This is a genomic window from Paenibacillus sp. D51F (assembly GCF_053345695.1).
In genome coordinates, this window is record NZ_JBKFAO010000020.1 from 20,653 (window position 1) to 33,669 (window position 13,017).

Annotated in this window: 11 protein-coding genes; 1 reads left to right on the forward strand and 10 read right to left on the reverse strand. The window is 58.7% G+C overall.

Going from position 1 to position 13,017, the window contains the following annotated elements; genetic code table 11:
* Positions 1 to 4: 4 nt before the first annotated feature.
* The 9 genes from ACLBWT_RS22150 to ACLBWT_RS22190 form a co-directional block, all read right to left on the reverse strand.
* Positions 5 to 844, reverse strand: coding sequence for a DegV family protein (locus ACLBWT_RS22150; RefSeq protein WP_447665247.1), 840 nt, complete (start codon positions 842 to 844; stop codon positions 5 to 7).
* Between the two features lie 122 nt (positions 845 to 966).
* Positions 967 to 2,034, reverse strand: a complete 1,068-nt coding sequence (locus ACLBWT_RS22155; RefSeq protein WP_447665248.1) for a glycoside hydrolase family 113 — start codon at positions 2,032 to 2,034, stop codon at positions 967 to 969.
* A gap of 5 nt (positions 2,035 to 2,039) precedes the next feature.
* Positions 2,040 to 4,268, reverse strand: coding sequence for a cellulose biosynthesis cyclic di-GMP-binding regulatory protein BcsB (locus ACLBWT_RS22160; RefSeq protein ID WP_447665249.1), 2,229 nt, complete (start codon positions 4,266 to 4,268; stop codon positions 2,040 to 2,042).
* Between the two features lie 12 nt (positions 4,269 to 4,280).
* Positions 4,281 to 5,543, reverse strand: a complete 1,263-nt coding sequence (locus ACLBWT_RS22165) for a glycosyltransferase family 2 protein (protein ID WP_447665250.1) — start codon at positions 5,541 to 5,543, stop codon at positions 4,281 to 4,283.
* Positions 5,544 to 5,547: 4 nt separating this feature from the next.
* Positions 5,548 to 6,885, reverse strand: a complete 1,338-nt coding sequence (locus ACLBWT_RS22170; RefSeq protein WP_447665251.1) for a hypothetical protein — start codon at positions 6,883 to 6,885, stop codon at positions 5,548 to 5,550.
* Positions 6,875 to 7,717, reverse strand: coding sequence for a GGDEF domain-containing protein (locus ACLBWT_RS22175; RefSeq protein WP_447665252.1), 843 nt, complete (start codon positions 7,715 to 7,717; stop codon positions 6,875 to 6,877). The genes ACLBWT_RS22170 and ACLBWT_RS22175 overlap by 11 nt, the downstream gene beginning before the upstream one ends.
* Positions 7,687 to 9,171 (reverse strand): glycan biosynthesis hexose transferase WsfD, encoded by a 1,485-nt coding sequence (wsfD, locus tag ACLBWT_RS22180; protein WP_447665253.1) that lies wholly within the window; start codon positions 9,169 to 9,171, stop codon positions 7,687 to 7,689. The genes ACLBWT_RS22175 and wsfD overlap by 31 nt, the downstream gene beginning before the upstream one ends.
* A gap of 294 nt (positions 9,172 to 9,465) precedes the next feature.
* Positions 9,466 to 9,966: a GrpB family protein gene (locus tag ACLBWT_RS22185; RefSeq protein WP_447665254.1), complete on the reverse strand. Its 501-nt coding sequence runs from the start codon at positions 9,964 to 9,966 to the stop codon at positions 9,466 to 9,468.
* 12 nt (positions 9,967 to 9,978) lie between these two features.
* Entirely contained in the window at positions 9,979 to 10,455 is a 477-nt protein-coding gene (locus ACLBWT_RS22190) for a Fur family transcriptional regulator (RefSeq protein ID WP_447665255.1), read from the reverse strand.
* A gap of 150 nt (positions 10,456 to 10,605) precedes the next feature.
* On the opposite strand from ACLBWT_RS22190, the gene ACLBWT_RS22195 reads away from it, so the two are divergent.
* A complete protein-coding gene (locus tag ACLBWT_RS22195; RefSeq protein ID WP_447665256.1) occupies positions 10,606 to 11,652 on the forward strand; it encodes a CobW family GTP-binding protein in 1,047 nt (348 codons plus the stop codon).
* A gap of 114 nt (positions 11,653 to 11,766) precedes the next feature.
* Here the strand turns inward: ACLBWT_RS22195 and ACLBWT_RS22200 are convergent, their stop codons facing one another.
* Positions 11,767 to 13,017 (reverse strand): GTP-binding protein, encoded by a 1,251-nt coding sequence (locus ACLBWT_RS22200; RefSeq protein ID WP_447665277.1) that lies wholly within the window; start codon positions 13,015 to 13,017, stop codon positions 11,767 to 11,769.

A 13,017-nucleotide genomic window follows, 5' to 3' on the forward strand; every position in this document is an offset into this window, starting at 1 on the left:
GACATCAGAACGCGACGCCGATTCCGCCTTCGCCGGCATAAGTTCCCATGACAGGTCCCATGCTGGAGAACAGCACCTTTTTGAACGGATGCTTCTCCAGCACTCGATCCTTGAACTCGAGAGCGAGCTTCTCGCAGTTGCTGTGGACGATCGCGACAAAACCGTTCTCGTAGTCATGCTGCTTGTCATCGAGCCTTGCAAGCAGAGAGTTCAGCGCTTTGCGGAAGCCGCGCGTCTTCTCTTCGACCTCGACGACGCCGTCTTCATTGATTTTGAGCAGCAGCTTGATGTTGAGCACCGACGCCACGCCGCCGGCAAGCCTGCTCAGCCTTCCGCCCTTGATGACGTTCTCGAGGCTGTCGAGCGTGAAGAAGGCGCTTGTCTCAAGCGCCAGCCTGCTGACCTTGTCCTTGAGCTCGTCGAGGCTGGAGCCAGCGCGCGCCCATTCGGCCGCCTGGGACACCACCAGGGACAAGCCGCCGGAAAAGGTTTTGGAGTCGATGATTTCGATCCGGTTCGGCAGGCCCTCGTCCTCATACAGCCCCTTGGCGATCAAGGCGGACTGATAGGTGCTGCTGATGTTCGAGGACATGCTGACAACAAGAATGTCGCGGCCGGCTTCTACGTCCTTATACGCTTCCAAAAACGTGTTCGGACTTGGGCTCGCGGTCCGCGGAAGCTCCGGGCATTCCCTCATGCGGGCATAAAAGCTTGCGGCATCCGTCTCATCCGGCATAAGCTCGTCCTGGAACGAGACGGGAAGATGAACGATTTTTATGGAATGAGCTGCAATCAAGTCGGTCGGGAGATCAGAACCGCTGTCTGTGATGATTTGAATAGGCATGGTGTAAGCGCTCCTTTCGTTGCTTTCATTATACCGAAACCGTTCCCCTCAAAAATAGTAACAAATATAACTTGTCAAAAGGATCATTGTATGCATTGGCCAAGCCCGGACGATGGCGAGCCTTACCAGGCACGGATCACTTCAACGCTATCGTCCGAAGGATAATAGTGCTTGTCCTCGCTTTTCTCGCCGACCGCGAATACCGAGAAGCCCATGAATCCCGGTTTGCCGGAGAAGGCTTCCCGGTAAGCCTCGAACAGCCTGGCCTGCTCGGCTCCGTCCTCAACGTCCGAAGGCGATGGATTCCAAGGCTCTTTCGCCGCATATTCGCGGGCAGGGAACCCGAGCTCGCCGAAGTAAACCGGCTTGCCCCATTTGCCGGACAACGCCATCACTTCGCTCACGACATCCTGGCCGCGGCCGTTCACTTCGGTGGAGCTCAATGCCGACATCAGCTGCCCGGCCGTATTGGCCGGGCGCTCCGCCAGCTCGAAATAGGCTGCAACCGTGATGAAGTCGGTATCCGCCCAGAGCGGATTGTCGCGCTTGGCTTCGTAAGCGGCCGTGCTGGCCACGTCCCAGGCAGCCGTATACCACCAATTGGTTTTATACGTCAGAAGTCCGCTGTATTCGCCTCTCAGCTGCTGGAGCATGGCGCTCCATTCGCCGCCGAACCGCTCCAGATGCACGAGATTGGAGCCGGCGATCATCGCATCGGCGTGATAAGGCTCGGCAACCCGGCGTGCGAGCGGAACAAGCACTCTGCTCAGCCAATGGTCGAAAAAGGCATCCGGCTGATCCGGATTCCAGTCGGTCTCGACTTCGCTGCCTCGATCGATCCATGGATAAGGCTCGACGATGATCCGCAGGCCTCGGCTCTGGAGCCGGGGAATGAGCTCAATGGCCTTGTCCAGGCTGGCTTCGTCAAGCTTCATGTCGCTCGAGCGCACATCGCTTACTTCGACGACGATCGGAACATTGACCGTGTTCAGGCCAAGCCTGCCGACATCCTCCAGCACTTGTCCCGGATCGTAATCGACCGACAGGTTGGCGGATTTGACCTTCAGGCTCAGGAAATCCGTCTTATCCATCGGATGGGATGACGTCCACATCCATACAGCGGCGGCAAAAGCCGCTGCAGCCAGACCCGCTGCAAGCAGCATCTTCACTAGGCGTCCGATCGGGAACACAGGCGCTACCTCCTCCGGTATTTGCGCAGATAGAAGACGATTCCCATGATCAGGAGAAGCAGCACCGTGCCGAATAGAATCGTGAACAGCCGGGCTTGCCCGGTGCTCAGGTTCACTTTCTCGCTCAGGCTGTAGCTGTCGTCGCCGCTGAAGGCATGGTTGGTCGCTTCTCCCCAGCGGTCGATCAGGACGGCGTTGCCGATCAGGCCGGTGGCATTTTTATCCTGTGCGAGAAATTTGCCTGCCAGCGCCAAGTTCCGCTCGTCCGGAGCCGTGACGGCCAGCACGGCCGTTGCCGGGTCCGCCGGAGACGGCACAAGCTGCAAGGAAACGAGCTGCTTCGCGAAATCGGGCAACAGCCTGCGTTTTTCATTGGACATGAAATAGCTGAAGGAAGAATCGTAGCGGAACCATAAGTTGCCGTTCATCGCTTTGAGCGCCGGGAGGCTGGCAGGCGTGCCGGCCGCGATGACATTGACGCCCTTGTCGCGGGAAGGATTCCACTTTCCTTCGGACAGCACCTTCAGGGAAGCGCTGTTGTCGGTCAGGGAACGGCCCAGATAAGAAGCCGCTCCAGCCAGAAGCGAGTAGGCGTCCCCATCCGGATCGGATGGAAGCGCGAAAGCCGCGTCGTTCCACTTGCCGTTCTTGATGAAGGGCCAAGGATAATAATCCAGAAGCATCGAGCGCTCATCCTTGGCCGGGAGGCTGACGGAGGAGGACGGATCGATATACGCCCACGGAGTCTGCTCTCCCATCGGCTCGCAGCTCAAATCGTTCACCTGCAAGTCGAACGCGACCGAGAACTCCAGATAGGACAGCTTGGCCGCGCGGCTCGGAATGTTGACTTCCCACTCATCGCCGTCCGCCTTGGAGGCATCCAGCTTTTTGCTGCCGGCCGGAATCCCGTTCACATACAGCGTAACGAGGGACTGGCCGAAATTCAGGTTCCGGGCATACCGGAGCTGGAACTTGGCTTTCGCTCCCGGAACGACGAGCTTGTTGGAAGGAAGCTTGATGTCGAACGTCGTCTGCTGGCGCAGCGGCCCTTTTACTTCCAGCCCGTTGTCGTAGCCGAGCTGCTCCAGCGTCCATGTGTCGCCGGTCAATCGGCCGGAAGCCGGATTGATGTCCGTGCCGGCCGGAATGAGCGCGGACGAATCGCGCAGCTGCGAAGTCATGTCCTTGTTCTGCAGCAGCCGGGCCGCCGTATCGAGAACGGAGGAATCGTCTCCGCTTGCGATGACCATCAGGATGCGGTTCGGGTTATAGGGTGATACGGTCCTGAATAGCACCGGACCTTCTCCAATGCGGGACACCGCCTCCTGCGGTGCCGCGGAACGGATAGCCGCGGGCATTCCGGACAACCGGCCGACATAGATGAGATGGTCGTTCCGATGATCTCCGGCAACGATTGCCGCGTGCTTGTCCATATGGAGTCCGACGAGGCCGTCCGGCGCATAGGAGCCCAAGGAAGCGGCGGCCTGGAGGGCGGCGGCCGTCTCCGCGTCGTCCGGCTGATCCGGTAGCACGATGGAGGTGCCGCTGCCGGACGTATCGCCTGCATCCTTCAGAAAGGGATAAGGAAATTGCGACAGCTCCAGGGAAGGCAGCTCGGTGCGGTAGCCGATTTCCAGCCAGGAGCTCTTCTGGACGGTCAGCCAGTTGTCCTTGTCCCGCTCGTCGACACAGAATCCGATTTCTCCGTATTCCTTATTGCCGAGCCATAAGCGGATCTCATTGCTGCCTGAACGCCAGGCATCGGCCGGCACGGCTACATCTAGCCTCTTGCCGGTCTCGCCGTAACCGCTCAGAGCGGCCGAATGCACCGGCTTGCCGTTGATCTCGACGGTCAAGGAGCTGAGCGAGGCTTTGCGGCTTGCCCGGATATCGAGATGCAGCACGGACTGCTGCACCGACCATCGGGTGCCGAGATTGAAATAGGATGCCTGGGATGCGTAAATGCCCTGAAGCCGCAGCTCCTGCAGGTATGGAAGCTTGGCAGAGAGCGTCCCGTCCGCATAATGACGCGGCTGGCCGGCAGCCGGCGTCCCTGCCGCGTTAGCCGCCGGCTCCATCACGGACGGCGTCCCGGCCGCGTTGGCCGCCGGCTCCGTCGCAGCCGGCGTCTCTGCCGCGTTGGCCGCCGGCTCCGCTCCGACGCTGCGCGCGCCGGGAAATGACGCAAGCAGGATGGATGCCAGCAGCAAGGCGGCGATCGCTTTTATTTGCATTTCATTATCCTCCTAGAATCGTTCCGTTTTGTACCATCCGGCTTCCTTGCGCAGCACAGCGTCGCGGACATACTGGCAGAATCCGATCACCGCCACGACGAGCCACAGCTGGCAGTAAGTGAAGTACATGACGGCGATGAGTCCGATGTTGCGCGGCCGGCTCTGTCCCTTCTCCATGCTGAGCGCGATCGCCATCTCCAGGATGAAGACCAGATAAGCCATGAACCAGAGAAGCGCCGTATTTCCAGCTACATTGTATTCGATCAGCCCCATCATCCCGAGCACGAAAATGATGTCGGACAACAGAGCCGAGCTCAGGAACAGGAAATAGACCGTGCAGAAATAAAGCAGATCGAACCGGATCCTGCGCGAATCGCGGGAGAAGAGAAGGCCCAGGTTTTTGAGCAGCACGTAGATATTGCCCTTCACCCACCGGCTCCGCTGCTTGATCCACACCGGGATCGTCTCCGGCTCCTGCTCCCAGGTCACCGACAGCGGCATGTACTGGATCCGGTAGCCGAGCCGGTAGATCCGGAAGCTGATCTCGGTGTCTTCGGCGATCGCTCTCGTGTCCCATCCGCCCATCTCTTCGATGATGGAGCGCCTCACGACGAAGTTCGTTCCCGGAATCGTGCTCAGTCCGAACAGCTGCCATCTCCCCGCCTGCACCATCCATTGGAATCCGAGCGTCTCGATGTTGATGAATCGGGTGAGCCAGTTTTTGGATACGTTGCGGGTGCGGAATTTGCCGATGACGGCTCCGAGCCGCTTATCCCGCTCCAGAGCGTGGACCAGAATTTTGAGCGCAGAGCGCTCCGGCGTATTGTCCGCGTCATATACGGCCAGAACCTCCCCGGTGCTGGCGAGATAGCCGTTGTTGAGCGCTCCGGATTTCCCCCTCCCTCCGGTGACGGCATCGGTCGTCAGCACGCGCAGATTCACCTCGGGATGGTCGGCCTGCATTTGCGCCAGAATCTCCCCGGTACGGTCCGAGGAGTTGTCGTTGACAACGATGATTTCCAGCTTGTCCCGGGGATAATCCAGTTGGATGAGAGCCGATACGGTCTGGCCGATCACCCGCTCTTCGTTATGGGCGGGAATCAGCACGGATACGGAGGGATAGCTCTGCAGCGGCTCGTCCACCCGCATCCTCAGCGTTTTGAGATAATAAATATAGCCGCCGATCGTGAGCACGATATTGATGAGCAGCATGACCCAGATGCATATCATGCAATATAGGAAAAGATAGTCGACAACCCCAAGCTGCCAGTTCATGGCCTCACCTCAAAAACTTTCTGCGGTTGATCTGCCTGCCGACGACGAAAAAGGTGGCGAACGCCGCGGCGACGAGGATGGAAACGACAAGCAGCACGACCATGGCCGATTTGATGCCTTTGTTGACCAGCGTGAGCGAGGTCTCGGCTTCCGGCTGGGCAGGGACAGCAGGATCGCCGGCGGGAGGAATATACTCGGCGGGCGGATTGCCGTCGACCAGCAGCTTCCCTCCGGTCCGCCGGACGTCGCGGTCCCATTGGATCCGGCCGTCTACAAGGGAAGCCTCGGCGAACACGGTGCCGCCGCTGGCCGCTTCTTCCAGCATCGACGACATTGCTGCAGCATCGGCGCCGGCTTCGAGCCCGATGACGCGGGAAGCCGCCGAGGGGAGCTCCCCTTCGGAAGCAGCCGGCTCCAATCCTTCCCGATAAGGAAGATAGATTCCGTTCCAGGCATCCTCTCCGCCGATATCGCGGGAAAACCCTTGCCAAGCCCCATCCTCGACGAACAGGCTGGAGCGTTGCAGAATCGGCTGCCAGGACGGATCGAACAGCAGATCGAGCGGCCCGGACATCCCGGCGATGAGAATTCCTTGCTGCGCGTAGGCATCCCATGCCTGCTTCATAAGCCGTTCGGGCTCCAATGAATCGGTCACTCCCGCGAGCATGGAGCCTTCCACGTAGGACTGCCACTCATCCGGAGGCGACCAGCCCTTGAGCGGGGCGAGCAGCGGTATGCCGCCTCGTTCCAGCAGGCTTCTGACCTCTGCGAAATAAGCTTTTATTCCTTCCGATTCCGTGTTCACGAATACGGGACGAAGCTCCACGAAAAAGGAGATGTTCCTCTCCTGCAGCCATTCCCCTTTGCGCTCCAGCTCGCCCAGATCCAGAAAGGGATTGACATCCTTCAGCATGAAATAAGAAAGGCCTGTCTTCGTCTCCTGCACAGCCGGTTTCGGCTCTCCCGGCTCATCCAGCGTTTCCAGTCCGATTCCTTCTTCCGCGAAACGCTTGCGCCAGGCAGAGGCGGCCGCTTCTGCCTGATCGCCGGTCACGTAAGCTTGCGCCAAGCCGGCTCGTTCTCCAGGCATCTCCTGGCCGGCCAGCTGAAGCGCGACGGAGTCATGGGTCGACCTCAGCATCCGGTACTGGGCCATAAGCCTGTCTCTAGGAACATCGTTCCCGTAGAGCAGCATGGCCTTATCCGAACGCTCCGCGACTGAAGGAACTGCATGGCTGCTGCCGTTGCCCGCGATCGCCAGCGCGGAGGCCGGAGCGGCGATCCATCCGGCGGCTATAAGCCCCGCTGCCGTCAAAGCAAGCAGCCGCATCCTACACGTCATATTCCATTTCCTTCTCCGCCAAGCGCCGCAGCATGATGGCATCCTGGTTTTGAGCGGAGTCGTATTCCGCCACCCCTATTCTCAGCTCGAGCCGGACAGAGACGGTTTTGGCCGAGCGCTCCAGCTCGTAGGAGTAGATCGTTTCCTTGATTCTCCGCTTCACGATGTGGGCGCCGTCGGCATTGCCCAGCAGCAGCAGAGCGAACGTCCTGCCGTCTTCCAGCATATAGGCGGAATCCTCCGTTCGGGTGCTGCCGACCAGCTGCTTGCCGATCCAGCGGACGACATCGCTCATCGCTTCGTTCCCGACAATGCTGCGGATATCGTCATAATAATCAAGCCGGACGAGCATGACCGACAAGGGAAGCTTGTAGCGTCTGGAGAGGCCCATATACTGATTCAGGACGGCGTGGAACACTTTGGCGTTGTCCAATCCCGTTTTCTCGTCGATCGTCACGTATTCCGAATAGCGTTCCCGCAGGCGCCCGTTCTCCCGCTGGATGGAACGGATGGACTGTCCCGCGGACGCCGTCATGATCGCGGCAGCCGGCAGCAGCACCAGCCAGTAGTAGACATGGGATTCGATGCCGCTTCCGAGGACGACGGCGCCGTACATGACATAGCTGCCGTAGAAGAAAATGGCGATCGCCGATACGCAGAGAGCGACGACCAGGCTGCTTACATAAGAGACAAGAACGATGGCGAACAGCACGCTCATCAGAATGGCGTTCTCCAGATAGGTTTCCTTTGGCAGCAGCGCGAACCAGTTGACGATTCCGTACGCAAGGATGATGAGCGCCATCATCCAGATATCGAGTTTCTTGATTTCCACCGATGCATTCCTGCCTTCCATCGAATAGTCAGCCAAGCGGCCAAGAGGCGGACGACATGAACGAGCATGACGCCGAACATGAGATCGAAACAGACGTTGAACAAAAAGAGATGTTTGGCGAGGTCCGCGTCTCCCGCCCCGAGAAAGGCGATCGCCAGCTGCGACAAGCCGATGACGCCGGGGAGCGCCATGACTTCCAGGCGGAACATGTCCTCATGATGGCGCCGCCGCCATGCGCGGGCGTAATAGAAGGCAAGCCCGCCATAATAAACGCCGTAATAAAGCAGAATGAAGCGGAATCCGTCCGGGAACTTTTTCAGCGAGCTCCAGCCGGAAAAGAAATAGGTCTTGGCTCCATAAGGCTTGCCGGCGCTCTTCTCGTAGTTGCCCATCGCATCCGGACGGATGGAGTAAGCCTGGGATGCGGCCATGTCCAGCTTCTCGAAAGCCCGGTCCGCATGGCGGAGATAATAACCGATGATCGTTCCGTATCCAAACTTGGAGTAGAACTCTTTTTCCATCAGCGGAGACTCGACCGGCTCCAGCTGATACTTGTCATAGTAGGTCGTCCCTGCAAGAACCGCGAACTTGGGGTCGAGGCCGAGCTCCTTCAGGTCGCGTTCCGGATTCAGGGAGCCCTCCAGTATTCCGCGGGTGACGGCATGATACTGGTTGATATGCTTGATATCGTCCGTCATGAACAGATAGACGCCGACGGACGCGGCCGCGATCGCGGCCGTTCCGGACAGCGCGGCGCGCCGCCATTTGCCCTTGTCCATCCGGAAGGAGAGTCTAAGCCCCATCAAGGCGAGCAGGATTCCAGCCGGAGCGTTCTGCTGCTTCGCCGCGGCGAACAGCACCGCGCATGCCGTCCAAGCGATGAACCACGCCGTCCATCCCGCCTTGCGCTCCGGCAGCCTCATCATCAGCACCAGCGACAGAAGAAGAAAAATATAGGAGGCCGGCTCGCCGTAGAAGGAGTTGAAATAGACCGTATAGCCGGTATCGGATAGAATGAAAACCGCCGCAGCCGCGGCAAATGCCGCCATGCCCGGCTTCAGCCTGCTGGCCGCCTCCTTTACGATCAAGTACACGGCGGCCATAAACAGGACGGAATACAAAGCACCAAGAAAGCGAAGGTCGAATCGGTTGTCTCCCGTAATCGCGAGATCGATTCCGAGCGCCGCCCGGATCATCAGCGACAGCGAGGAAATGAAGCGGGAATTCTGGTCATACGGGTACTCCCGAATGCCGAATTCGCGGTTGAAGTAGCCGAAATGCCGGTCGTCGAAGCTGTCCGTCAAATAATACAGACCCGGATTATGGATCTCCCGGAAGTAATCTCCGTTGTCCGCAATGCCCGCGTAAGGCTTGGTGAAGAGAAGGACGATCAACAGCATCCCGACCGCAGCGGCCGCGGCCGCTGCGGCTCCCGGTTTTGGAAATTTTCTCATGCCTGCCTGCCCACCCTCGCTCTGTTCATGGAGCCATTTCATTACGGTCATGATGAACTTGCCGAAATGCGTCTATCTGTAACACGTTATGTATTGTTACCCGGTTCACTATGAGACTTATCTTATTTCTTTTAATATAATTCGACAATAATCTACATTTTTCTATTTTTGTCCTTCCGGGGACGATTCCCGCACCATGATGCCGTGCAACGCAAAAAGCCCCTATGAAAGGGGCTCTCGTCTAATTCCTCGACATTCTCATCAAGCTCTTTCCGCAATTGCCGTAAGCCAGCACTATTCCAGCTCTTTGAACGCCTCCGTCGTCATCAGCCGCTCGAAAAATGCATTCTTCCCAGCCCGATACTCGTCCATGCCGCAGCCTTCATATCTCCGCTTCAAGGAATCATATTCCTCGAGATAAGACTCGTTCCTGGCCAGAACCTCCCTGAGCTTCCAGAAAAAATCGGTCTCCGAGCCTGCGGCGGTGAGCTGGATGCCAAGCGGCGGCACGACGCCGTCGTCCTTGAACGCCCTGAATTGATCCGTGCTTGAGCTGCCTTCGTTACGCTCGTAAAGGGATGAGAGCGACCGGACTGCTTCCGCGAAGCGGTCAGCCTGCACGCGTACTTGAATGTCCAGGTCGCCTTTGGTCAGTCCCCGGGGAAGGGAAGTGCTGCCTACATGCTGGATATCCGCCTCCGGAAGAACGGCGAGCAGCTTGGCTTTCTCCGCCAGGAACAATGATTCAGCAGCCTCCCTGAAGGCGCTGCTGTCCTGAAACCGGACTTTTTCCATCCTATCGCCCTCTCACGAAACCGCTTTGCGCCGGCAGCTCTTCCTGCCGCAGTGCAGATAGGTGCCGGTGAAATCCAGCCTGTGGTCGGTCACGGCAAAGCCGTATTCCCTCGCCACTCTGGCTTCAAGCTCAGCCAGCCAGTCGTCCTGGATCTCCTTGACGAGGCCGCATCGGCTGCAGATGAGATGATGATGCATATGTGCCTGGCCCGACGCCCGAAGATCATAGCGGACAACCCCATCGCCGAAATGCATCTTCTCCACGACGGCGAGCTCGCTCAGCAGCTCCAGCGTCCGATAAACCGTCGCGAGGCCGATTTCCGGATGAAGCTTTTTGACTTTCAAATAGATGTCCTCTGCGCTGAGATGGTCGCTCTCGTTCCCGATCAGCACTTCCAGCGTCGCCCGCCTTTGCGGGGTCAGCCTGTACCCTTTTCCGACGACCATGCTGTTGACAGCATCCATGAGTGCAATCGCATGCTGGGACATGAATCTGATCCCCCTTTGTCCTGCGCTATTGTTTAGAATCATTCTTATTTGATTGTACCTCAATCGCCAAAAAAGATCAAAACGCCTCGTTCTAAGACAAGCCGGACAAGAGTACTTCTTGTAATACCCTTCGATGCGAGGTGAGCTTTTATGACTATACCCGTATTTATATTGACTGGATTTCTGGGCAGCGGCAAGACGACTCTGCTGCTGAACCTGCTCGTTGAGACGGATCGGCGAGGCTTGAAGCCGGGAATTCTGATGAACGAGCTGGGACGCGAGGATGTGGACGGCGCGATCGTGCAGGAGAAGATCAGCCTGCCGGTCCAAAAGCTGCTGGACGGCTGCATCTGCTGCACTAAAAGAAGCGAGGTGGAGGCAAGCCTGAAGCAGCTTGCAGCCGGAGAACCGGATCTGATATTCATGGAATTGACCGGAGTCGCGGACCCTGCCGAGCTTGTCGCCATGTTCTCCCCGTGTAATGATGAGCTGCCTCCCGGACTCGAGCTCGAACGCGTCCTGACTGTCGTAGACGCATCCCGGTTCCAGGAGCACAACAGCCGCTTCTCCGCGGAGAGGCAGCTGGTGCGCCTGCTCCGAAGCCAGGTAAGCGAGGCCGATATCGTGCTGATGAACAAATCCGATCTGGCTCCGGCCGGAGAGCTCGACAAAGTACAGAAATCCCTGCGCAAGCTGAACGGGAAAGCGGCTCTTTTGCCGTCCGTCCGCTGTTCCATGGACGTCGCTTCGCTGCTCCACTCCGTTCATCCTCGTCCTCAGGCGCCGGATCCCCGGCAGGCGGCTGCCGGGGCGGGGGTGCGGCCGGCGGGTGGGCTGCATCCTTCCCGCGCAGCGACGCTCACTCCTTTTCGAATGGCGTCCCCCGCCGCTGCCCATCAAGGGCATCCCGAAGGGAATCCAGCCGCAGCGATTCGTTCGTTGACCCTTCCAATGCCCGAGAGCATGCAGCTGGACGCTGAAGCTGTCGAAACCTTCCTAGCCCGCCATGAAGCCTGTCTTCTCCGCGCCAAAGGGCATCTCGTTGTCGGCGGCCGGATGCTGCTGCTGCAATTCAGCAGCGGGAGAGCGGAGTGGAGCCCGTCCAATTATCCCGGCAAGCCTTATCTGGTGCTGATCGGCACCGATCTTCCCGAACTGAGGCTGGCCGAGGAATGGAAGCTGCTGAAGCCGTCTTGATACGAAGGAAAGGGGCTGTCCCAAAAGCCAATGGCTTTGGGGCAGCCCTTTTCTTTATCCGCACTTATAGATTCCTTGGTTCAAACGGTGGAAGCTTCTTCCTTGCAGCCTTGATCAGGATGCTCCCGGCAAACTGTCTTCCAGCCGGCTCCAATCCTCCGCCATTTCCTCATCCGTAAGCAGGCAGCCGTCCAGCGAAGACGCAACCTTATCCGCTTCGAGTCCGATTCCGATGAAGACGACCCGGTTGATCCTGTCTCCGTAGAGCGGATGCCAGTCCTGCTTCAGATCCGGCTGCTCGCTCATGAGCATGTCAAGCTCCTCGTCCGGAAGCGCCGCTGCCCAGTATCCCATTGGCCCGAAGGTGATGGACGGTCCCGCCTGGCTGATGGACTGCGCCGTTTCCATCCGGCTCGCCAGCCACATGAAGCCTTTTGCGCGGACGATCTGCTCCGGCCAATCCGCCATCCATTCCTCCAGCCTGTGCGGATGGAAGGGGCGCGCGCGTTCGTAGACGAAGCTGGAAATGCCGTACTCGTCTGTTTCCGGGACATGGACCGGCTGCTCCAGCTCTCTCAGCCACCCCGCCGACGAGCTCGCCTCCTCGAAATCGAAACGTCCGGTGTTCAACAGCTCCGCAGGCGCGACCTTGCCATGCTCGGCGCGGATCAGCTTCGCCCGGGGCTGGAGACGGCGCAGCGCCGCTTCCAGCTTCGCCAGCTCCTGCTCTGGAACCAGATCGCATTTGTTCAGAATCAGCACATCGCAAAACTCGATCTGGTCGATCAGCAAGTCTGCCACATCCCGGCTGTCGCCGTCGTCGACAGCCTGTTTCCTCGCCAGCAGCGAATCTCCGGAACCGAGATCATGCCAGAACCGGCTCGCATCCACGACCGTCGCCATCGTATCCAGCCGGCAGAAGCGGGACAGATCGATGCCCGATTCCCCGTCGGCATACGAGAACGTCTGGGCAACCGGCACCGGCTCGCCTACCCCGGTCGATTCGATCAGGATATAATCAAAGCGGTTCTCCTGAGCGAGCCGCTCGACTTCCCGCAACAGATCCTCGCGGAGCGTACAGCAGATGCAGCCATTCGACATTTCCACGAGCTTTTCATCCACACGGGAAAGCCCTCCTCCATCTCTAATCAGGGTGGCGTCGATATTGACTTCACTGAGGTCGTTGACGATGACCGCTACCCGCATTCCATCCCGGTTGGCCAGAATATGGTTCAGCAGCGTCGTCTTGCCCGAGCCCAGGTAGCCGCTCAGCACGGTGACAGGCAAGATCCTTCCGGAATTACTCTCCGCTTTACCTTCAATATTCGCATAGCTGCTGACGTCTTTCGTCTCACGGGGTTCCAT